The organism is Pseudomonas citri (genome assembly GCF_025336485.1).
Classification (GTDB): Bacteria; Pseudomonadota; Gammaproteobacteria; order Pseudomonadales; family Pseudomonadaceae; genus Aquipseudomonas; species Aquipseudomonas citri.
The window spans coordinates 14538-34638 of the sequence record NZ_JAODAB010000041.1 but is presented as its reverse complement, the minus strand read 5'-3'; the positions used below and the strand labels follow the sequence as shown (position 1 = coordinate 34638).

Here is a 20101-nt window from a genome sequence, read left to right as displayed (position 1 = left end):
GCCGGATAGATTTAAGCAAGCCAACCACACCACCCGTTAATCAGTATTGCAAAAATGGGGGTGACCATAGATTTTTTCGCCCTCCATACCACAGCTGATAATTGGGGGCAGATGCTTCTTCCCCAAAAACTCCCAACTTCTCTATCCTACGCCTCCCCCAAAAACGGAATTTGCCAAGATGCAGCTGCGTTCAAGCGTGTTGTGCCTGTGCCTTTTCAGCAGCCTGAGCCAGGCCGCTGTCAACTGTTCTGCCTTGGCGGAGAAGATCTCGGGAACGGTCCCTGAGTTTCATCCGTCCGTGCAAGGCAAAGTCATCGGCACCGGGCGCGTGCATTTCCACGAAGCGCCGGATGAGGCCTGTGCCAATAAGAAGATTTTCGTCATCCCCGGCGACGCCCTCACCATTTACTCCATTCTTGAAGACGAGTCGTGGCTGGAAGTGAACTACATCGCCGAGGATGGCGAGGACTATACCGGGTGGGTAAAGGCAGATCGGGTCGAGATTGGCAGGCCTTACGGGGCGCCACCGGAGGGTGAGAACGACACCCCGGCGGATGACGCCCAGTGATTCGGACTGCCGGGTCAATGTAAAGGAGAACACGGATGTTCGTTATTGATGCCGCTGTGGAAAGCAGACTACGGCCAGGTCGTTGTCGCTGATGCCCAAGCGTTCCGGGTATTCAATGAGCCGGGAAACGTGAAACTGGTCATCAGTTTCACCTGCCAATTGCTGCGACCGGGCGTGACCCGAGTCACCACGCAGACACGGGTGTAGGGGTCTAGCAAAACCGTTCATCCATACTTCTTGCCTGACCCAATTGCAACGCAAGCCCAGTGAGACTAGACTCCTCCCAAAACGGGAGGAAACAAGTGCGAATTATCGCCAGAGGTACCTTGCGGGAGTTTTGGGAAAGCAACCCGGCTTACGCCGATTCCCAGACGCCATTGGTTGAATGGTATCGACACATGGAGAAAGCGACCTATCGAACGCCTCAGGAGATTAAGGCTGAACTCAGAACAGCCAGCATTCTCAAAAGCGCCAGGGTTGTATTCAACATCGGCGGTAATAAATACCGGGTAATTCTAGCAATCGATTACCAACGTCAGCTCGGTTTTGTACGATTCGTCGGCACCCACGCCCAGTACGACCAAATCAACGCGGAGACCGTATGATGAACATCAAACCCATTCGCAACCAGGACGATTTGGATGCAGCGTTTGTGCGCATCGAACAGCTCTGGGGGGCGGAAGTCGGTTCAGCGGAAGGCGATGAGCTGGAAATCCTTGCCCTGCTAATCGAGAAGTACGAGGAGGAGCATTATCCAATGCCACCTTCCGATCCCATTGAGGCCATTAAATTTCGAATGGAGCAGCAAGGCTTGACTGCGCGCGACTTGGAACCGTTCCTAGGTTCGAGCGGGCGGGTGTCTGAAGTGCTGAACCGCAAACGCAAGCTGAGTCTGGCGATGATTAAACGCCTGCACGACGGATTGCGAATCCCTTACGAGAGCCTGCTGGCGGATGTTGCTTAATACAGAGCAACTCCACTGCACATCCGCAACAACTCAAATAGATGAACCGGTCCAGGTGATCGGTTTTTTACGCCCGCAATTCCTGGCTGCTTCGCCCGAACGCAGACCGGCCCAGCGGGAGCAAGCTCCCTCGCCGCACGTTTGTTGCTCGACAGGTATCCATGCCTAGCGAACATCTCCTCGCTTTAACCGTTTCCGCGCTCATCACATTCCGAAATACATCCACCCCGCCCCGCTGCCGCCCTTGCGCAGCACGACTTCTAGACTTCGTTGCGATGATCGCACCTGCCTGCCGACGCGACCCTCGGTAGTTATAGTGTTGATCATTCAATCTCCATAGGTATAGTAACCACCAAGCACACCACACGGAGGTGTTGTGAATAGCCGATTTTTGATAAGCCAGATTATTGCGGACGGTTGGTACCTGGTACGGGTTCGGGGCAGTCACCATCACTTCAAGCACCCGACCAAGCCGGGGCTGGTCACGGTGCCTCATCCCAAGAAGGACCTGCTAAAGAAAACGGCCATCAGTATTTTGCAACAGGCACTGCTTCAGACGGCCCGTTGCCCGATGTCTGCGGAGGACGATTGAGATGCTTTACCCGATTGCGATTTCCATGGGCGATGACAAGCATGCCTGGGGTGTTGAGGTGCCGGATATTCCCGGCTGTTTTTCCGCTGGCGACGATCTGGACGAGGCCATGGCGATGGCACGTGAGGCCATTGAGGGGCACTTCGAGATCCTGGCTGAAGACGGCTCGGCGATTCCGTCGGCCAGTACCGTCACCCTGCATGCGGCCAATCCAAAATATGCCGGCTGCACCTGGGCGGTGGTGGACATCGACGTGACCAAGTACCTGGGCAAGGCGCAAAAGCTCAACATCACCTTGCCAGGCTACCTGCTCACCCGGATCGATGAATATGTGTTGCACCATCCGGAAGAGAAAAGCCGTTCCGGGTTTCTCGCTTCGGCGGCGCTGAAGGTGTTGCAGCAAGGCCGCTAAGAAACAACCACAACCTGTGGGAGCAAAGCTTGCTCGCGATGGCGCCAGTCGGCAACGACGCTATCGCGAGCAAGCTTTGCTCCCACGAGGGCATCGCCTACACGACGGTTATTTTTTCTCCGAACCAGACTCCTGCATCTGCACCGAAGACTTGGTGCCATCGGTGTTGTCCTTGGTCTCGTTGTCCGACTTGTCGAAGCAGCCCTACAGGGCGAAAAGGCAGCAGGTCAGGCAGAAGGTGCGTGTGAGGTTCATGGTGTGCTCCGGTCGAAGGGCTTTAAGCAGTGACCGGAATACCCTGCAAATGGTTGCGACAATCTTCAGGCTCCGCGATGAAACGCTCGCCGAGCGCATGGTCTACAGATCAGCAGAATTTTCACCGCTGCGTTGCTGTCACACCAGTCAGGTGCATCCGATAAGGAACACAGCAATGACCTTCGCAAAAATCGCTCAAAAACTGGCCCTCTGGGCGGGGAGTCCACGCACATTCCTGAGTGCCCTCGTGTTGTTGGCGCTCTGGGCCGCCAGTGGGCCGTTTTTCCAGTTCAATGACACCTGGCAGCTGATCATCAACACCTCGACCACCATCGTTACCTTCCTGATGGTGTTCCTGATCCAGAACACGCAAAACCGTGACACCGACATCCTGCACCTGAAGGTCGACGAGTTATTGCGGGCGACGAAAGACGCCCACAACGCGATGCTCGGGCTCGAATCGCTGGACCTCAAGCAGTTGGAAGCCATGAGGAAGCACTACCAGGCCATAGGCCAGGACGAGGTCAAGAACCTGCGGGGCGAGCAAGGCTTGGAGCCGAAGAACACGATCGATCTGAACCAGTGCTGAGCACTGGCATGCGAGCGGAAGGGATACCCACTCGCATGCCAGATCTGGACCTCAAGGCAACGGGTTGCCTCCCGTCACGCCAAACACTTCCCCGGTGATGTAGCTCGACTCCTGGGAGGCCAGCAGCACGTAGAGCGGCGCGCATTCGGCCGGTTGACCCGGACGCTTCATCGGCACCGTAGAATAGAAAATATGCGGCGCATCAGCGGCTGGCCTGCAGTGCTCGGGCCATCTCGAGATGAGTCTGCAACTTGGGCAGGGTTTCATCGGCGAAGGCCTTGATCTCGGGCACTTCGGTGCTCTGGGCCTGCTGCTGGATCTGCTCGATCGCCTCCTCGGTGGCCTTGACCTGGCTGGCCGCGTAAGCCGCCTCGAACGACTCGCCCTCGGCCACTTGTGGCATGAGCGTCTTGGCCTTATCGGAAATTTCCTCACGTGGAGCGACAGGCAGGTCGAGCTTCTTCGCGATCTTCGCCAAGTGTTGGTTGGCGGTGGTGCGGTCGTTGATCACCATGATGGTGTAATCCTTGACCTCCCTGGACTCAGCCTTGCCATGGGCCATGCGACTGGCTTCGATGTCGGCCATGCCCTTGGCGGAAGCTTCGTTGATGAATTCGGCCGGCGATTGGGCCCAGGCACTATTGGCACCCAGGCCCATCGACACGACGAGGCTGGTGGTGCGAAAAAAGGTGGTCATCCGGCTCATGGTTGCGCCCTCCTCTGATAAAGGTTCAGGGATAAAGGTTCCGGCAGGTTTTCCCGCCTCTGAATCAGAACCACCGAAGACTCAACGAAGGGTACGACCCGGTGCCTGGCCAACTTCGCCTTTGGCCGGGTGCTTGCCGACGGTCATGATGGTGGTTCTCCCACTTCTGCGACCTGCTTCGGACACCTTGGTTCGATCATGGGCGATGTACCCAGGCTGATTGCTTCGGGAGCCAGGCATGGTCCGGTCCTCCAGTTTCATGGATGTTGGCGAGCACGGCCCGCCTAACATTCGAAGGGAACCCAGACACAAAGGTTTGAAGAAACACGCGGCGCCACGACGAACGGTGGCGCCTGATCAGGTATCGAACGCCCGGTGATTCTGGCGCTTGGCGGCGTACATCGCCTCGTCGGCGTGGCGAAACAACGCCGCGTCTTCGGTGCCATCGTCGGGGAAACAGGCCACGCCGATGCTTGGCTCGATGCTCAGGCAGTGACCGTCCAGGCGCAGTGGCTGGGCCAGCGCCCGGCGGATTTTCTCCTGCACGCGTTGGGCATCGTCCAAGGCCTGGATGCTATGGAGCAGGACGACAAACTCATCGCCGCCAATGCGCGCCACGGTGTCAGTGTCGCGGATACACCCCTTGAGGCGACTAGCGACCGCTTGCAAGAGCATGTCGCCCACACTGTGACCGTAGGTGTCGTTGACCTGCTTGAAGCGATCCAGGTCGATGTACAACAGGGCCATTCGCCCTGACGTCGCGCGGGCAGCCGCCAGCGCGGCCTTGAATCGCTCACGCAGCAATTCGCGGTTAGGCACCTGGGTCAACTGATCGTACTGTGCCATGTGCTGTAGCCGGGCGTGCATTTGCTGTCGCTCGATGGCGAGGGTCACTTGCGAGCAAACATATTGCAGCAGTTCCTTGTCCTGCTCGGTGTAGCGCTCGCGGTCGGCTGCGCTCTTGACGATCAGCGCGCCAATCGTGCCATTCTGCGAGTTCAACGGCACGCCCAGCCAACACGGCGCATCCGGTTGGGCCACGAGATCGCCAAGGCCGGGCAACAACTCGCCGCCGTCGGGCGTGAGCAGGATCGGCTGACCGCTGCGGATGACCTCGGTGCACAAGCGCCGGGTGACGGTGCCGGGCAACTCCGGCTGCCGCTCCCGGTCATCGACGTGATAGGCAAAATTCAACTGCGCACACTGCTCATCGTACAGGGCAATCGAGAAATTCAGTGCCGGCAGCCACTCGCCGATGATCAAATGGATGCGCTTGAACAACGCCAGCAGGTCCGCCGCCGCATGGGCCGCTTCGGAAATCGCGTACAAGGCCGCCTGACGGGATTCGGCCAGCTTGCGCTCAGTGATGTCCCGGGCCACGGCGATCCGCAACTGATCCACTTCCGACCAGCGCGCCGACCACAGGATGTGCACCACTCGCCCATCTTTGCGCAGATAGCGGTTCTCGAAATTGAGCTTGGGCTCGCCCTCCATGATCTCCCGCGCCGCTTCGAGCGTGCGCTGGCGGTCGGCAGGGTGCACCAGGTCAATCATCGGCAGGCCGATCAGTTCTTGCGGGGTATATCCGAGAATCCGCTCGCAGGCGGCGCTGACGAACACGAAACGGCCTTGGCTGTCGACGGCACATACGGCGTCCAGCAAGAGGTCGATGTAGCTGGCCAGCGGCGCGGAACTTCGAGTGTCCATGGGCCTGGAGGTCATCCGGATAATGCAGCGGTGAGCGAAGTGGGTGATCGTCGGTTGGTGAGGCCGATGCAACTTACCAAACCGAAACGTCCCACAATACGATGAGAATAGCGTAGGAGATCGGGACATTAGGGAAATTGAATACGACAGGACAAGGACGCATCGCCCAGCGTCCTAGGCAACGTCCTACGCTGAAATCTCCAGTGACACTCAAGCACACCGGAAACGGCCGATTCAAAGCCCTGCCTGACGTTCTGTAAAGTCTGGAAACACAGCCTTATCGCAACACCCCACGGACAGCACCATCAACCAAGGAATGTAATCGGACCATGGACCAGACTGCGCAATCCCCCCATCACTTCACCAACTACCGCAAGGTCATTTCCCTCGCCGACCCGGACTGGCAGAGCACCGAGGCCGGAAAAGTCTCAGGGCTGAACGTCGAGGTCAAGACGCCTAACGTACTGATCGATCAATACGGTCGTACCTTTCATCATTTCTGTACCACGTCCTACCTGGGCCTGGATTATCACCCTGCCCTGCTGGACGGCGCCATGACCGCCCTGTGGGAGACCGGGACCCTGCGGGTCGCCAACTCCAAGAACCGTTGCAAGCTGGCCATCCTGGAGCAGTACGAAACCCAATTGTCGGAACTATTCGGCGCCAGTTGCCTCAGTGCTTTGTCATGCAGCGCGGCCAGCGCCGGTATCCTGCCGCTGCTGGCCAGCGGCGTACTGACCCGTGATCGTCCGCCCGTCATGGTGTTCGACAAGTTTGCCCATTACTCGATGAATCACAGCAAGGCCGCCTGCGCCGATGAAACCCAGGTCATCACCTGCCCGCACAACGACATGGACTTCCTCGAAGACGTGTGCAAACGCCAGCGCAGCGTGGCGTATGTCGCCGACAGCGCCTACAGCATGGGTGGATTGGCCGACCTGGACAGCCTGCTGTACCTCAAGCAGCGCTACGGTTTGTTCCTCTATCTGGACGACTCCCATGCCTTGTCGGCGGTCGGCCAATCCGGCGCTGGCCTGGTTCGTCCACGCATCCCCGCGATGGACGAACGCACGCTGATCGTGGCTTCACTGGCCAAGTCATTCGGCGCCAGTGGCGGGCTGGTCATGTTTGGCAGTGAACGACACAAGATCCTGGTGCAACGCTATGGTGGGCCGAGCAATTGGTCCCAGAGCCTGAACGCAGCGGCCATCGGCGCCGGCATGGCTTCGATCCGGCTGCATCACAGCCGGGAATTCAGTGCCTTGCAGGAGCGTTTGCAGGCTAATATCCGCCTCTTCGACAGCCTCGTGCGTACCGAGCAGCGCGACAATTGCCTGGCAATCCGCATGGTGCCCTGCGGTGAAGCGGCCTTGGCCAACAGCCTGGCGGTGGAACTGGCGGAACTGGGCTATTTCACTTCGGCGGTGTTTTTCCCCGTGGTGCCGCAAGGCAAGGCGGCCATTCGCGTGACCTTGCGCGCCGACATGGAGCCGAACGTGATTCGCTCGTTTTGCGCAAAGCTCACCGAGCTGCTGCTGACCCACGGGCGTGATATTCGCCCTTGAAACGAGCCTTTGATGAAAAACCGCACAACCCTGGTCGTCACCTGCACCACCGTCTTCCTGGCACAACTGGGCATGAGCATCAATTTGCCAGCCCTGCCCGAGATCGCCAGGGACCTGGGCGTCGACGCGTCCCGGGTGTCCTGGGGCTTGTCGGTGTACCTGATCGGCATGGCACTGCCCATGTTGCTTTGGGGCAGCCTGAGCCAGCATCTGGGACGCAAGCCGGTCTTGCTGGCGGCACTGGCGTTGTATGGCTTGGGCAACCTGGCCCTGCCGATGGGCAGCACCGTGGAGGCATTCCTGGCGCTGAGGTTGCTCCAGGGCATCGGCGCCAGCGGTATCTCCGTCATGGCGCGGGTGTTGATCCGGGACAGTTTCAGCGGCGACCTGCTGGCCAAGGCCCTGTCCTGGCTATCGATCGCCTTTGTGATCGCCCTCGGCATCGGCCAGTACCTGGGCTCGCTGATCCAGGCCGCTTTCGGTTGGGAGGCGATTTTCCATGGCCTGGGCGCCGTCAGCCTGGCCATGGCGACGATCGTGTCCCGGGCCCGGTTCCCGGTGCTGGCGCAAGGCGGCAATGGGCAGTCGGCGTGGCGGATCTACGGGCAGATCATGCGACAACGGGCGTTCCTGCTGCCGGCGCTGGCCGGCGGGCTGGGCTACGGCGTGATCATCGCCTTCAATACTGTCGCGCCGCTGATTTTGCAGGGAAGCTTCCACTGGTCGTCCATTGAATACGGCCTGCTGGGCTGGCCGATCAGTGCGGCGTACCTGCTCGGCGCCCTGGCGGTGAACGCTTTTGTATTGCGTACCGGGCAACGGCAAATGATGGCTTGGGGGATCGCGCTGGTGCTGGGGGGTTGCATGACCATGCTGGTCGGTAGCCTTGCCCTGGGCAGCATTGCGCTGATTTTCTGGCTGCCGTATTGCTTCGCGGTGTTTGGCCAGTCGCTGATCTACCCTGTCAGCTTGTCCCTGGCCAACGAAGGCTCACCGGTACCCGGCGCTTATGCCATGGCGTTGAGCGGGTTCCTGCACCAACTGATGGCATCGCTGATCGGCGCCATGGCCAGCCTGTTGTCGAGCCAACAGGCCTGGCCGCTGACGGCGTTGTGTGCCTTGCTGGGGGCGGCAGCGATGCTTTGCATGAGGTTCATGCCGCCCCGTGCCGCCTAGAACGCGCTGCGGAAAATCTCCTCGATCTGCCGCTGATCCGCCGCACGCGGGTTGGTCAGGCCGCAAGCGTCTTTCAATGCGTTGGCCGCCAGGACCGGCACATCGTTGAGGCGTACGCCCAACTCGCGCAGACCGGCCGGGATATCCACGTCGAGGGCCAGGCTACGGATCGCCACAATAGCGGCCTGGGCCCCCTCTTCCGGACTGAACCCGCGCGTATCGGAGCCCATGGCATGGGCCACGTCGGTCAAGCGGGCAGCAGACACCGAGGCGTTGAAACTCTGCACATGGGGCAACAACACCGCATTGCACACGCCATGAGGCAGGTCATAGAAGCCACCCAACTGATGAGCCATGGCATGCACGAAACCCAACGAGGCATTGTTGAACGCCATGCCGGCCAGAAACTGCGCGTAGGCCATGTTCTCCCGCGCCGCCAGATCACTGCCGTCACGTACGGCCAGGCGCAGGTTACTGCTGATCAAGGTGATGGCCTTCAGGGCGCAGGCATCGGTAATCGGAGTCGCGGCGGTGGAAACGTAGGCCTCGATCGCGTGGGTCAACGCGTCCATGCCGGTGGCCGCCGTCAGCCCCTTGGGCATCGCCACCATCAACGCTGGATCGTTGACCGACATCAGCGGCGTCACGTTACGGTCGACGATGGCCATTTTTACGTGGCGGGTTTCGTCGGTGATGATGCAAAAGCGGGTCATCTCGCTGGCCGTACCGGCCGTGGTGTTGATGGCGATCAGCGGCAGTTGCGGCTTGCTGGAGCGGTCGACACCCTCATAGTCACGGATCTGCCCGCCGTTGGTGGCGCACAGGGCGATGCCCTTGGCGCAGTCGTGAGGCGAACCGCCGCCCAGCGACACCACGAAATCGCACTGGCTTTCCTTCAACAACCCGAGCCCGAGCTCAACGTTGGCGATGCTCGGGTTCGGCTTGGCCCCGTCGAAAATCACCGAGTCGATGTCCTGCAGCGCCAACAGCTCGGCCACTTTGCCAGCAACGCCGGCCTTGGCCAGCCCCGCGTCGGTGACGATCAGCGCCTTGCGAAACCCGTAGTTACGAATGGCGCTCATGGCTTCGTCGAGGCAACCCAGCCCCATCATGTTCACCGCGGGAATGAAGAAAGTGCTACTCATGGGACATGCTCCTGGAAGAGGCCGGGATCGGCGGGGCTACAGGATTGACCGAGTAGTCACAAAGTATCTTGATCTGGCTCAAGTCTGGCTCGTGATAAAGTCGCGGCCTGCCTTTGCCTGTTTTGAGATGACTTCGCGATGACCGATTTCCAGGAATACGACGCCCGGCTCGAAGACTGGGAGCCCCTGCGCGCCGACGTGCCCTTTAGCGGCCTGTTGGTGGGCAACGGCGCCAGCCGCGCCGTGTGGGACGATTTCGGCTATGACTCACTGTTCGAAAACGCCCGCACGGTCGAGGAAAAGCCCTTGGGACCGTCGGAACTGAGCGTATTCGACGCCCTGCAGACCCGCAGTTTCGAGCAGGTGCTCGGTGCATTGAAAACCACCAGCCGGGTCAACAAGGCCCTGGCCGTCAGCTCTGCCGCCCCGCGCAACCGCTATTACGCGATCAAGGAAGCGCTGATCAATACCGTGCACGCCATGCACATCCCTTGGCGGTTGGTGCAGCCGTCGACCCTGGCAGCGCTCAATCAGGAGCTGGCCCGCTACCGTACGGTGTTCACCACCAATTACGACCTGCTCCACCACTGGGCCATCGAGCAGGGGAACGACACCATCACCGATCTGTTCGTCGGCCAGGACCCCAGCTTTGACCTGAGCCAGGTGACCACCGACAAAACCCGCCTGTTGTACCTGCACGGCGGCTTGCACCTGGTGCGCAACCAGGACGGTACGGCGCGCAGGCTTACGTCCACCGAGGGCACCTTGCTGGGCAACTTCGCCATCAACAACACCCTGAAGACCCTCGACGACGTGCCGCTGTTCGTCAACGAAGGCACCCGCCAGGACAAGCTCAAGACCATCCGCAGCAGCGATTACCTGTCGTTCTGCTATGGGCAGTTGCTGGAGCACGGCGACAACCTGTGCTTGTTCGGCCACGCGCTGGGCGAGCAGGACGGTCACATTGTCGATGCGCTGCGCCTTGCCGCTCCGAAAGTCGTGGCGATCTCGATCTACCCCCGCAGCCCGGCGTTCATCCAGCACCAGAAGCGGCATTACGCCAAGCTGTTCCAGGGATTGGAGATGCAATTGCGGTTCTTCGATGCCAAGAGTCATCCGCTGGGCGATCCGAAACTCTCGGTGCCGGTGGAGGTTTAATAGCGAGGGCAAGGCCTGTGGGAGCAAGGCTTGCCCTCGATGAAAGCGATGCGGTCTTTCATGAATTGGGTTGCCTGTTTCGCGGGCAAGCCTTGCTCCCACAAGCTGTGCTCCCTAACGAGTCGTTCCCACAAAAGCCTGCTTTCACAGGCCCCCTGGACATGCTGTCAAAACGCCGCCAAGGTCTTGTCCTTGATGATCGTCGTCGGGCCGTTGGCCTTGACGCTGGCGATGCCCTTTTCCCGGGCGGCGTCCGATGAATAGGCTTCGCTGCTGCCAATCACCTCATGGTTGGCCGCCTTGAGGTTGAAGTACGGGTGGCCGTCCTTGGTGTTCTTGAGTTCGTAGCGCTCGGCCAGCGGGCTGTTTTTCTGCACCGCGGCAATGCCGCTGTCGACGCCGCTACGGCTGGTGTACAGCTCGCTGGTCAAGATGGTCTCGGCGTTGGCCGCCTTGAGTACGAACCGAAACTGGCCACTGCTGCTCTTGCTGATTTCGTACCATCCGGACATCGTCGTTCTCCTCAGGCGACAGGTTGAATGCCCAGACAGTAAAGACCCGCCGCAGCCGTTCCGCCAACGCCCTACAGGGTGATGGTGGTGCCCAGCAACCCCAGGAACCCGGCCAGCCAATGGGGATGCGCCGGCCAGGCCGGGGCGGTCGCCAGATTGCCCTGCACGTGGCCCTCGGTCACCGCGATGTCGATGAAGGTACCGCCCGCCAGCCGCACCTCCGGGGCGCAGGCCGGGTAGGCACTGCATTCGCGCCCCTCGAGGACGCCCGCCGCCGCCAGCAATTGCGCGCCGTGGCACACCGCGGCAATCGGCTTACCCGCCACGTCGAAATCGCGTACCAGTTGCAAGACTTTTTCGTTCAGGCGCAGGTATTCCGGCGCCCGTCCGCCCGGGATCAGCAGCGCGTCATAGGCGGCGGCTTCGACACCGGTGAAATCATGATTGAGGGCGAACAGATGCCCCGGTTTTTCGCTGTAGGTCTGGTCGCCCTCGAAGTCATGGATCGCCGTGCGCACGGTTTGCCCGGCGGCTTTGTCCGGGCAGACGGCATGCACGGTGTGGCCCACCATCTGCAAGGCCTGGAACGGCACCATCACTTCATAATCTTCGACGTAGTCGCCGACCAGCATCAGGATTTTCTTTGCAGCCATGGGTTGAGCTCCTTTGGGAATGCGTGAGGGGTAAACGCATTAAAGGTAGCTCGCAGTGCCGGCAGACGAGCGATAACCGATCATGAGCTGACGGGCTGCATCCAGCGGGTTGTTGAAAGCGCCTTGCGCGAGCCGCAGGTTTCAGGCGAGGTAACCATCAGCCCGAAGCAAGGTTTCCAGGCAGTGCTCGGTGATGTGGTAGAACGCCTTGAGTTCCTGGATCCTGGCCAACAGCTCGGTGGCGTCCACGGGTTGGGCGCGCTTGACCGCCAGGATCATCTTGTTCTTGTTGGTGTGTTCCAGGGAAATGAACTCGAACACCTTGGTCTCGTAGCCACAGGCTTCCAGGAACAGCGCCCGCAAGCTGTCGGTGACCATTTCCGCTTGCTGGCCCAGGTGCAGGCCGTATTGCAGCATCGGCTTGAGCAGCGCCGGGCTCTGGATTTGCAAACGGATCTGCTTGTGGCAGCACGGCGAGCACATGATGATCGAAGCGCCCGAGCGAATCCCCATGTGGATCGCGTAGTCGGTGGCGATGTCGCAGGCGTGCAAGGCGATCATCACGTCCACTGCGCTCGGCGCCACGCTGCGCACGTCGCCGTGCTGGAAGCTCAAGCCCGGGTGTTCCAACCGCGCGGCCGCTTCGTTGCACAGCTTGACCATGTCTTCGCGCAACTCCACGCCCGTGACCAGGCCTTCGGCCTGCAACGTGTTGCGCAGGTAATCGTGGATGGCGAAGGTCAGGTAGCCCTTGCCCGAACCGAAATCCGAGACCCGCACCGGCTTGTCCAGGGCCAGCGGCGAGGACGTCAGCGCATGGCTGAAGACTTCGATGAACTTGTTGATCTGCTTCCACTTGCGCGACATCGCCGGGATCAGCTCGTGCTTGTGGTTGGTCACGCCCAGGTCGGCAAGAAATGGCCGGCTCAGGTCGAGGAAGCGGTTTTTCTCGCGGTTATGCTCGGCCGATGGCACTTCGCGCAACTGCTGGGGCTTGCTCTTGAACAGTGAAGACTTGCCCTTCTTGCTGTATTCCAACTGTGCCTCGTCGGTGACCGCCAGCAAATGGGCGTTCTTGAACGATGCCGGCAACAGCGCGGCAATGGTTTGCACGCCTTCGGCCAGCGGGAAATTGCGGGTGATGTCGCGCGTCTTGTAGCGATAGACGAAGGACAGGCACGGCTGCTCCTTGACCGTCAGTTGCTTGATGATCAGCCGCTGGAGGTCCGCCTCGTCCCCTACATACTTGGCCAGCACCAGTTTGATGAACGCGTTCTGTTCGAGGCTGGTTTGCAGCAGTTCGATGAACTGGGCGTGGTGATCCGGTGCGGGACGGACAGGCGTTGCGGTGACAGACATGGAAAAACGGCCTCGGGGCGGGCAAAAGCGGGAGTGGTGGGTATTTTAAGTGGGATAACCGGCAAGGGCACGGAAAAGTTCGTGTGGCGAAAAGTAGGCTCTGTGGGAGCAAGGCTTGCCCGCGATGCATTCACCGCGACTCGGCAGGCAAACCGAGTCACCGTTCATCGCGAGCAAGCTTTGCTCCCACAAGCGTGTTCCAGCAGAAATCCTTCAGCCCAGAACCACCAACCGATTCGGCAGTTCATTGCGCTCATGAGTCACCGGCACGTGCACCTTGAGCAGTTCACCGCACGCCTCGATGCAGGTCACGAAGCCCTGCAAGGTCTGTCCCTGGCGAACCTGCTGGGTGAACGCCGCGACAATGGTGTCCCAGTTTTTATCGTCGAGTCGTTTGGAGATGCCCTCGTCCACGAGAATTTCCACGTACCGTTCCGCCTCGCAGACAAAGATCAACATGCCGGTGCTGCCTACCGTGTGGTGCAGGTTCTGTTCAAGAAACTGCCGGCGTGCCAGGTTGGAGGCCCGCCAGTGGCGCACGGAACGGGGGATCAGGTGCGTGGTGACACGGGGAATCCGGAACACCAGGCACAGCACGATGAAGCTGGCCCATTGCACCAGCAACAGGCTGTGCATGGCCAGCCAGCCGGTGAGGTAATGCAGCACGCCGGGCACCACCAGGGCCAACAGGCTGGCCCACAGCAATGGAATGTAAGCGTAGTCGTCGGCGCGGGCCGCGAGCACCGTAACCAGTTCGGCGTCGGTATCGCGCTCGACCCGGGCGATGGCCTCGGCGACCTTGCGTTGTTCGTGTTCAGTCAGTAATGCCATGGTTAAAGTTGCCTGCTCATTATTATTGTCACCAGCCGCCCGACGAACCGCCGCCTCCGAAACTGCCCCCGCCACCGCCGAAGCCTCCGCCTCCACCGCCGAAACCGCCACCACCACCAGGACCACCACCGGAACTGCCACCGGAACCGCCACCGGCCGGCAGGATACCGAGCATCTGGCAAACGAATATCGTCACGATGAACAGCAGCACCAGGAAGATGAACAACCCTGGATGACGTTCGACGAAATCAGGTTGCTCCTGGCCTCCCTCGCTGTAGACCGACGTCGGCTCGTCCAGGGGACTGCCGCCCAGCACCACCAGCATCGCGGCCACGCCGTCGCTGATGCCCTTGGTGAAGTTGCCGTTCTTGAACGCCGGAGTGATCACCTGGTTGATGATCACCGAACTCTGGGCGTCGGTCAGGCGATCTTCCAGGCCGTAGCCCACTTCGATCCGCAGTTTACGGTCATCCCGGGCCACGATCAGCAGCGCGCCGTTGTTCTTGTCCTTCTGCCCGATGCCCCAATGCCGCCCCAGCTGATAGCCGAAGTCTTCGATGCTGGTGCCTTGCAGGTTCGGAAGCGTCACGACCACCACCTGCTCGCCGGTGGCCTGCTCATGGGCCTTGAGCTGCGCCTCCAGTTGCGCAGCAGCCGAAGGCTGAAGCATCTGCGCGTCATCCACCACCCGCCCGGTCAACACCGGGAACTTCAACTCCGCCTGGGCCGTGGCTGCAAACATCCAGAACAGTACCGCCAGGGCGCAGCTACGAGCGGCAAGCTTCAAGCTGTAAGCAAAAGCAACGCGCACCGCTTGAGCTTGACGCTTGTAGCTGGCAGCTTGCAGCTGCTTCATCAGAATTTCACCTCAGGCGCTTTTTCGGCATTGGGGCTGCTCGCCTCGAAGGTTTCGCGGATCGGCAGGTCGCTGTACATCACGCTGTGCCACAAACGCCCCGGGAACGTGCGGATCTCGGTGTTGTACTTCTGCACGGCCAGGATGAAGTCGCGGCGCGCCACGGCAATGCGATTCTCAGTGCCTTCGAGCTGCGATTGCAACGCCAGGAAGTTCTGGTTGGCCTTGAGGTCCGGATAACGCTCGGACACCACCATCAAGCGGCTCAACGCACCGGTCAACTGGTCCTGGGCCTGTTGGAACTGCTTGAGTTTTTCCGGGTTGTCCAGGGTGCTGGCATCCACCTGGATCGACGTGGCCTTGGCCCGTGCCTCGATCACCGCGGTCAGGGTTTCCTGCTCGTGCTGGGCGTAGCCCTTGACGGTTTCCACCAGGTTGGGAATCAGGTCGGCACGGCGCTGGTACTGGTTCTGCACCTGGCCCCAGGCGGCCTTGGCCTGTTCGTCCAGGGTCGGGATGTTATTGATGCCGCAACCGGCCAGCAACGTGGTGAACAGCAGCAGCGCCAGCATTGGCAGGCTGCGAAGGTGGTTCAGTCGTGGATTCATGGGGTGAAGCTCTCCCTTGCATGACATTGGAAAACACGGCCACCTATCTCACCGGCGTCTGGGGCATAATCTGCCGCCCCACTGGATCGAATCGGGTCGATGGGCTAAAAGATGCGCACCGCGAAACTTAGTTCAGCCCCCAGGGTTCGAAAGTGTGCTGCATCTGACCGAACAACAATAGCCGCTCCTTATATTTTGGCTGATCGGCGAGTCCTGACCACCGCCCTTAGGCTTGCGAGAAAATTATTCATGAAGAAGCTGTGTTTGCTGGGCCTGTTTGTCGCCCTGGCCAGTCAATCCGTAGTAGCCGACAACCTGCCAGCCCCCATAGAGAACAAGGACGCCTTCATCAGCAACCTGATGAAGCAGATGACCCTCGAAGAAAAGATCGGCCAGTTGCGCCTGATCAGCATCGGCCCGGAAATGCCCCGGGAGCTGATTCGCAAGGAAATCGCCGCCGGCAACATCGGCGGCACGTTCAACTCCATCACTCGCGCTGAAAACCGTCCGATGCAGGATGCGGCCATGCGCAGTCGGTTGAAGATCCCGATGTTCTTCGCCTATGACGTGATCCACGGCCACCGCACGATTTTCCCGATCCCCTTGGCCCTGGCCTCGAGCTGGGACATGGACGCCATCTACCACTCCGGCCGCATCGCCGCCCAGGAAGCCGCGGCCGATAGCCTGGACATCACCTTCGCACCAATGGTCGACATTTCCCGCGACCCGCGCTGGGGCCGGACTTCCGAAGGTTTCGGCGAGGACACCTACCTGGTGTCGCGCATCGCCGGAGTGATGGTCAAGGCGTTCCAGGGTTCGGGGGCCAACGCCGCCGACAGCATCATGGCCAGCGTCAAGCACTTCGCCCTGTACGGGGCGGTGGAAGGCGGCCGGGACTACAACACCGTCGACATGAGCCCGGTGAAAATGTACCAGGACTATCTGCCGCCCTACCGCGCCGCCATCGACGCCGGAGCCGGCGGGGTGATGGTCGCGCTGAACTCCATCAACGGCGTACCCGCCACCGCCAACACCTGGCTGATGCATGACCTGCTGCGCAAGGAATGGGGCTTCAAAGGCCTGGCGGTCAGTGACCACGGCGCCATCTTCGAATTGATCAAGCACGGCGTCGCCCGGGACGGTCGCGAAGCGGCAAAGCTGGCGATCAAGGCCGGCATCGACATGAGCATGAACGACTCGCTCTATGGCAAGGAACTACCAGGGCTGCTCAAGTCCGGCGAGATCCAGCAGAGCGACATCGACAATGCCGTGCGAGAAGTACTCGCGGCCAAATACGACATGGGCCTGTTCAAGGATCCGTACCTGCGCATCGGCAAGGCCGAGGAAGACCCGGCCGACACCTATGCCGAAAGCCGCCTGCACCGCGCCGACGCCCGCGACGTGGCCCGTCGCAGCATGGTCCTGCTGGAAAACCATAACCAGACCCTGCCGCTGAAGAAGAGCGCGAAGATCGCCCTGGTCGGCCCGCTGGCCAAGGCCCCGATCGACATGATGGGCAGTTGGGCCGCCGCCGGTCGCCCTGCGCAATCGGTCACGCTGTTCGACGGCATGAGCCGCGCCCTCGGCGGTGACGCCAAGTTCATCTATGCCCGTGGCGCCAACATCACCAGCGACAAGAAGGTGCTCGACTACCTGAACTTCCTCAACTTCGACGCCCCGGAAGTGGTGGACGACCCGCGCCCGGCCCAGGTGCTGATCGACGAAGCGGTGAAAGCCGCCAAGGACGCCGATGTGGTGGTGGCCGCCGTGGGTGAATCCCGTGGCATGTCCCACGAATCCTCGAGCCGCACCGACCTGAACATTCCGGCCAGCCAGCGCGAGCTGATCAAGGCCCTGAAAGCCACCGGCAAGCCGTTGGTGCTGGTGCTGATGAACGGCCGTCCGTTGTCGTTGCTGGAGGAAAAACAGCAGGCCGATGCGATCCTGGAAACCTGGTTCAGCGGCACCGAAGGCGGCAACGCCATCGCCGATGTGCTGTTTGGCGACTACAACCCGTCGGGCAAGCTGCCGATCACGTTCCCACGCTCGGTGGGGCAGATTCCTACCTACTACAACCACCTGAGCATCGGTCGGCCTTTCACCCCAGGCAAGCCGGGCAACTACACCTCGCAATACTTCGACGACACCACCGGCCCGCTCTACCCGTTCGGCTATGGCCTGAGCTATACCGAGTTCAGCCTGTCGGACATGGCCTTGTCCGCCACCACGCTGAACAAGACCGGCACGCTCGATGCCAGCGTGACCGTGGAAAACACCGGCAAGCGTGACGGTGAAACCGTGGTGCAGTTGTACATCCAGGACGTGACCGGCTCGATCATCCGCCCGCTCAAAGAGCTGAAGAACTTCCGCAAGGTGATGCTCAAGGCTGGCGAGAAAAAGGTCATCCACTTCACCATCAGTGAAAACGACCTGAAGTTCTATAACGCCCAGCTCAAGTACGCCGCTGAGCCAGGCAAGTTCAACGTGCAGATCGGCCTGGATTCCCAGGAAGTGAAGCAGCAGAGTTTCGAGTTGCTCTGACCACCAGGCAACGCAAGCCTGCGGTGGGAGCGAGCGTGCTCGCTCCCACCGTTGCATCAGCTACCCCCGCCGATCCAACAGATTCACCACCACCCGATCCACCAGCCCCCACAACCGCTGCTTGAAGCGCTTCCACAACGGTCGGCGCTGCCAGGCGTCGAGGCTCACTTGCTGGCTCTGGGCGAAATCCTGTTCGAAACTCGCCGCCACCGCGCGGCTGAGCCTGGAGTCCAGCGCCTCGAGATTGGCTTCGAGGTTGAAGCGCAGGTTCCAATGGTCGAAATTGCAGGAGCCGATGCTGACCCAATCGTCCACCAGCACCATTTTCAGGTGCAGGAAACACGGCTGGTATTCAAAGATTTTCACCCCGGCCTTGAGCAGCCTTGGGTAGTAACGGTGCCCGGCGTAGCGCACGGACGGGTGATCGGTGCGTGGGCCGGTGAGCAGCAAGCGCACGTCGATCCCCCGGGCAGCGGCCTTGCGCAGCGAGCGGCGCACGTTCCAGGTCGGCAGGAAATAGGGTGTGGCCATCCAGATCCGCTTCTGCCCGCTGTTCAACGCCCGGGACAGCGATTGCAGGATGTCGCGATGTTGGCGGGCGTCGGCATACGCCACCCGGCCCATGCCCTCGCCCATCGGTGGCACACGGGGCAAACGTGGCAAGCCAAAGGTGGAGGCCGGCTTCCAGGCCCGCCGATGACGGTTGGCGAGCCACTGGCGATCGAACAACAACTGCCAGTCGAGCACCAGCGGGCCGACGATTTCCACCATCACCTCATGCCACTCGCTACGGTCTTCGAGGGGGTTCCAGAACTCGTCGGTCACCCCGGTGCCGCCCACCACCGCCAGGCGCTGGTCCACCAGCAGCAACTTGCGGTGGTCGCGGTAAAGATTGCGCACCCAGCGGCGCCAGCTCAGGCGATTGTAGAAGCGCAACTCCACGCCGGCCTCGACCAGGCGATTGCGCAAGCCCAGGGTGAACGCCAGGCTGCCGTAGTCATCGAACAGACACCGCACGCGAACCCCGCGCTCGGCGGCCTGGACGAGGGCCTGGACCATCGCCTCGGCACACACCCCGGCCTCCACCAGATACAACTCCAGTTCAACCTGTTGTTCCGCGCGGGCGATCTCCACCAGCATGCGCGGAAAGAACTGCGGGCCATCGACCAACAACTCGAAGCGATTGCCTTCACGCCAGGGAAATACCGGGCCGCTCATGTCAACGCGCCGTGAAAATCAGCACCGCATTCACCGGCACCGACAGGCTGATGGCCGATAACCCGGCCAGGTTGCGCAGTTTCTCCAGGCCCGGCGCCAGGTCGAAATCCGCTGCGTTGAGCACCACCGGCTCCAGCGTCACGACCTGGAACCGTCGTTCGTCCAGGCGTGTCGCCAAAAGCTCGACGTTGTATTGATGCTGCTTGCCGTGCAGGTCCACGGTCACGGGCAAGCGCATTTCCAGTTGCGCACCGTTGGCCAGGTCCTGGATCGGCAGCAAGTCGATCTGCGCGGTAATGCTCGCCTCGGCGAACTGCTTGATCTCGAACAGCTCGGCCCGCATGCGTTCGTCCCGCAGGGGGATGCCGCTGTTGATCGACTCCAGCTCCACCTCCAGCCGCGCCGTTCCCTTGGGCTGGACCTGGCCATGAAGAACCAGGAAGCGCTGGACCTCGGACACGTTGCCGTTCTTGCTGCTGATGAACGATAGCCGCGACGACTCGCCGTCCAGGTACCAATCGGCCTGGACGGGCAACGCAGCGCAGGCCAGCAGCGCCGCTGCGCCAGCATGAAAAAAAGACCGCTTGAACATACACACTCGGAGGGCAGATAAACCTGTGGCGAACCTTAACCGGGCCGAGGGCGCTTGCAAACTGTCTGTTTAACCAATCACCCAGCCATGCATG

At 60.9% G+C, this 20101-nt stretch carries 22 protein-coding genes and 1 pseudogene; 11 read left to right on the top strand and 12 right to left on the bottom strand.

Annotation, left to right across the window (positions count from 1 at the left end; genetic code table 11):
* The first annotated feature begins 178 nt into the window (after positions 1–178).
* From N4Q37_RS26735 to N4Q37_RS26705, 7 genes are all read left to right on the top strand, one after another.
* Positions 179–568, top strand: coding sequence for a hypothetical protein (locus N4Q37_RS26735; RefSeq protein ID WP_260963187.1), 390 nt, complete (start codon positions 179–181; stop codon positions 566–568).
* A 48-nt stretch (positions 569–616) separates the two neighbouring features.
* Entirely contained in the window at positions 617–775 is a 159-nt protein-coding gene (locus N4Q37_RS26730) for a hypothetical protein (protein ID WP_260963186.1), read from the top strand.
* A 95-nt stretch (positions 776–870) separates the two neighbouring features.
* Complete coding sequence (locus N4Q37_RS26725; protein ID WP_024616086.1) at positions 871–1173, top strand: type II toxin-antitoxin system HigB family toxin; 303 nt, start codon at positions 871–873, stop codon at positions 1171–1173.
* Positions 1173–1532 (top strand): helix-turn-helix domain-containing protein, encoded by a 360-nt coding sequence (locus N4Q37_RS26720; protein ID WP_260963190.1) that lies wholly within the window; start codon positions 1173–1175, stop codon positions 1530–1532. The genes N4Q37_RS26725 and N4Q37_RS26720 overlap by 1 nt, the downstream gene beginning before the upstream one ends.
* 376 nt (positions 1533–1908) lie before the next feature.
* Positions 1909–2124 carry a type II toxin-antitoxin system HicA family toxin gene (locus N4Q37_RS26715; RefSeq protein WP_260963185.1) on the top strand — a complete coding sequence of 72 codons (216 nt, stop codon included), beginning with the start codon at positions 1909–1911 and terminating at the stop codon, positions 2122–2124.
* A 1-nt stretch (position 2125) separates the two neighbouring features.
* Positions 2126–2536, top strand: a complete 411-nt coding sequence (locus tag N4Q37_RS26710) for a type II toxin-antitoxin system HicB family antitoxin (RefSeq protein ID WP_260963184.1) — start codon at positions 2126–2128, stop codon at positions 2534–2536.
* 430 nt (positions 2537–2966) lie between these two features.
* Entirely contained in the window at positions 2967–3380 is a 414-nt protein-coding gene (locus N4Q37_RS26705; protein ID WP_260963183.1) for a low affinity iron permease family protein, read from the top strand.
* 51 nt (positions 3381–3431) lie between these two features.
* Here N4Q37_RS26705 and N4Q37_RS26700 read toward each other — a convergent pair.
* The 3 genes and pseudogenes from N4Q37_RS26700 to N4Q37_RS26690 all read right to left on the bottom strand — a co-directional run.
* Positions 3432–3554 (bottom strand): annotated as a pseudogene (locus N4Q37_RS26700) (SDR family oxidoreductase); the annotation flags it as partial.
* Positions 3555–3582: 28 nt separating this feature from the next.
* Positions 3583–4086, bottom strand: a complete 504-nt coding sequence (locus tag N4Q37_RS26695; protein WP_390897965.1) for a DUF4142 domain-containing protein — start codon at positions 4084–4086, stop codon at positions 3583–3585.
* 357 nt (positions 4087–4443) lie between these two features.
* On the bottom strand, positions 4444–5793 hold the full coding sequence (locus tag N4Q37_RS26690; RefSeq protein WP_260963182.1) for a sensor domain-containing protein: 1350 nt from the start codon (positions 5791–5793) through the stop codon (positions 4444–4446).
* 329 nt (positions 5794–6122) lie between these two features.
* Here N4Q37_RS26690 and N4Q37_RS26685 point away from each other — a divergent pair, with 329 nt between their 5' ends.
* Together N4Q37_RS26685 and N4Q37_RS26680 are read left to right on the top strand one after the other, a co-directional pair.
* Positions 6123–7358 carry an aminotransferase class I/II-fold pyridoxal phosphate-dependent enzyme gene (locus tag N4Q37_RS26685; RefSeq protein ID WP_260963181.1) on the top strand — a complete coding sequence of 412 codons (1236 nt, stop codon included), beginning with the start codon at positions 6123–6125 and terminating at the stop codon, positions 7356–7358.
* A gap of 12 nt (positions 7359–7370) precedes the next feature.
* On the top strand, positions 7371–8534 hold the full coding sequence (locus N4Q37_RS26680) for an MFS transporter (protein WP_260963180.1): 1164 nt from the start codon (positions 7371–7373) through the stop codon (positions 8532–8534).
* Here N4Q37_RS26680 and yiaY read toward each other — a convergent pair.
* Positions 8531–9679, bottom strand: a complete 1149-nt coding sequence (yiaY, locus tag N4Q37_RS26675) for an L-threonine dehydrogenase (RefSeq protein WP_260963179.1) — start codon at positions 9677–9679, stop codon at positions 8531–8533. The two genes, N4Q37_RS26680 and yiaY, sit on opposite strands and share 4 nt — an antisense overlap.
* A gap of 138 nt (positions 9680–9817) precedes the next feature.
* Between yiaY and N4Q37_RS26670 the strand changes: the two genes are divergently transcribed.
* Positions 9818–10837 (top strand): DUF4917 family protein, encoded by a 1020-nt coding sequence (locus N4Q37_RS26670; protein WP_260963178.1) that lies wholly within the window; start codon positions 9818–9820, stop codon positions 10835–10837.
* Positions 10838–11004: 167 nt separating this feature from the next.
* On the opposite strand, the gene N4Q37_RS26665 is transcribed toward N4Q37_RS26670, so the two are convergent.
* The 6 genes from N4Q37_RS26665 to N4Q37_RS26640 form a co-directional block, all read right to left on the bottom strand.
* Positions 11005–11349: a YegP family protein gene (locus tag N4Q37_RS26665; protein ID WP_260963177.1), complete on the bottom strand. Its 345-nt coding sequence runs from the start codon at positions 11347–11349 to the stop codon at positions 11005–11007.
* A gap of 71 nt (positions 11350–11420) precedes the next feature.
* Positions 11421–12002 (bottom strand): DJ-1/PfpI family protein, encoded by a 582-nt coding sequence (locus tag N4Q37_RS26660; RefSeq protein WP_260963176.1) that lies wholly within the window; start codon positions 12000–12002, stop codon positions 11421–11423.
* Between the two features lie 141 nt (positions 12003–12143).
* Positions 12144–13361: a class I SAM-dependent methyltransferase gene (locus N4Q37_RS26655; RefSeq protein WP_260963175.1), complete on the bottom strand. Its 1218-nt coding sequence runs from the start codon at positions 13359–13361 to the stop codon at positions 12144–12146.
* A 213-nt stretch (positions 13362–13574) separates the two neighbouring features.
* Positions 13575–14192, bottom strand: coding sequence for a TPM domain-containing protein (locus tag N4Q37_RS26650; protein WP_260963174.1), 618 nt, complete (start codon positions 14190–14192; stop codon positions 13575–13577).
* Between the two features lie 28 nt (positions 14193–14220).
* Positions 14221–14934 (bottom strand): TPM domain-containing protein, encoded by a 714-nt coding sequence (locus N4Q37_RS26645; RefSeq protein ID WP_260963188.1) that lies wholly within the window; start codon positions 14932–14934, stop codon positions 14221–14223.
* A gap of 113 nt (positions 14935–15047) precedes the next feature.
* Positions 15048–15656 (bottom strand): LemA family protein, encoded by a 609-nt coding sequence (locus tag N4Q37_RS26640; RefSeq protein ID WP_260963173.1) that lies wholly within the window; start codon positions 15654–15656, stop codon positions 15048–15050.
* Positions 15657–15905: 249 nt separating this feature from the next.
* Between N4Q37_RS26640 and bglX the strand changes: the two genes are divergently transcribed.
* A complete protein-coding gene (gene bglX, locus N4Q37_RS26635; RefSeq protein ID WP_260963172.1) occupies positions 15906–18197 on the top strand; it encodes a beta-glucosidase BglX in 2292 nt (763 codons plus the stop codon).
* Positions 18198–18257: 60 nt separating this feature from the next.
* Here the strand turns inward: bglX and N4Q37_RS26630 are convergent, their stop codons facing one another.
* Both N4Q37_RS26630 and N4Q37_RS26625 read right to left on the bottom strand, forming a co-directional pair.
* Positions 18258–19415, bottom strand: a complete 1158-nt coding sequence (locus N4Q37_RS26630; protein ID WP_260963171.1) for a phospholipase D-like domain-containing protein — start codon at positions 19413–19415, stop codon at positions 18258–18260.
* Between the two features lies 1 nt (position 19416).
* A complete protein-coding gene (locus tag N4Q37_RS26625) occupies positions 19417–20007 on the bottom strand; it encodes a YceI family protein (RefSeq protein WP_260963170.1) in 591 nt (196 codons plus the stop codon).
* Between the last annotated feature and the right edge of the window lie 94 nt (positions 20008–20101).

Coding starts and splice junctions, on each gene's coding strand:
- N4Q37_RS26660 (WP_260963176.1), bottom strand. CDS start 12,002: ATGGCTGCAAAGAAAATCCTGATGCTGGTCGGCGACTACGTCGAAGAT.
- N4Q37_RS26735 (WP_260963187.1), top strand. CDS start 179: ATGCAGCTGCGTTCAAGCGTGTTGTGCCTGTGCCTTTTCAGCAGCCTG.
- N4Q37_RS26685 (WP_260963181.1), top strand. CDS start 6,123: ATGGACCAGACTGCGCAATCCCCCCATCACTTCACCAACTACCGCAAG.
- N4Q37_RS26690 (WP_260963182.1), bottom strand. CDS start 5,793: ATGGACACTCGAAGTTCCGCGCCGCTGGCCAGCTACATCGACCTCTTG.
- N4Q37_RS26640 (WP_260963173.1), bottom strand. CDS start 15,656: ATGAATCCACGACTGAACCACCTTCGCAGCCTGCCAATGCTGGCGCTG.
- bglX (WP_260963172.1), top strand. CDS start 15,906: ATGAAGAAGCTGTGTTTGCTGGGCCTGTTTGTCGCCCTGGCCAGTCAA.
- N4Q37_RS26730 (WP_260963186.1), top strand. CDS start 617: ATGCCGCTGTGGAAAGCAGACTACGGCCAGGTCGTTGTCGCTGATGCC.
- N4Q37_RS26645 (WP_260963188.1), bottom strand. CDS start 14,934: ATGTTTGCAGCCACGGCCCAGGCGGAGTTGAAGTTCCCGGTGTTGACC.
- N4Q37_RS26710 (WP_260963184.1), top strand. CDS start 2,126: ATGCTTTACCCGATTGCGATTTCCATGGGCGATGACAAGCATGCCTGG.
- N4Q37_RS26630 (WP_260963171.1), bottom strand. CDS start 19,415: ATGAGCGGCCCGGTATTTCCCTGGCGTGAAGGCAATCGCTTCGAGTTG.
- yiaY (WP_260963179.1), bottom strand. CDS start 9,679: ATGAGTAGCACTTTCTTCATTCCCGCGGTGAACATGATGGGGCTGGGT.
- N4Q37_RS26655 (WP_260963175.1), bottom strand. CDS start 13,361: ATGTCTGTCACCGCAACGCCTGTCCGTCCCGCACCGGATCACCACGCC.
- N4Q37_RS26625 (WP_260963170.1), bottom strand. CDS start 20,007: ATGTTCAAGCGGTCTTTTTTTCATGCTGGCGCAGCGGCGCTGCTGGCC.
- N4Q37_RS26670 (WP_260963178.1), top strand. CDS start 9,818: ATGACCGATTTCCAGGAATACGACGCCCGGCTCGAAGACTGGGAGCCC.
- N4Q37_RS26680 (WP_260963180.1), top strand. CDS start 7,371: ATGAAAAACCGCACAACCCTGGTCGTCACCTGCACCACCGTCTTCCTG.
- N4Q37_RS26665 (WP_260963177.1), bottom strand. CDS start 11,349: ATGTCCGGATGGTACGAAATCAGCAAGAGCAGCAGTGGCCAGTTTCGG.
- N4Q37_RS26705 (WP_260963183.1), top strand. CDS start 2,967: ATGACCTTCGCAAAAATCGCTCAAAAACTGGCCCTCTGGGCGGGGAGT.
- N4Q37_RS26720 (WP_260963190.1), top strand. CDS start 1,173: ATGAACATCAAACCCATTCGCAACCAGGACGATTTGGATGCAGCGTTT.
- N4Q37_RS26650 (WP_260963174.1), bottom strand. CDS start 14,192: ATGGCATTACTGACTGAACACGAACAACGCAAGGTCGCCGAGGCCATC.
- N4Q37_RS26695 (WP_390897965.1), bottom strand. CDS start 4,086: ATGAGCCGGATGACCACCTTTTTTCGCACCACCAGCCTCGTCGTGTCG.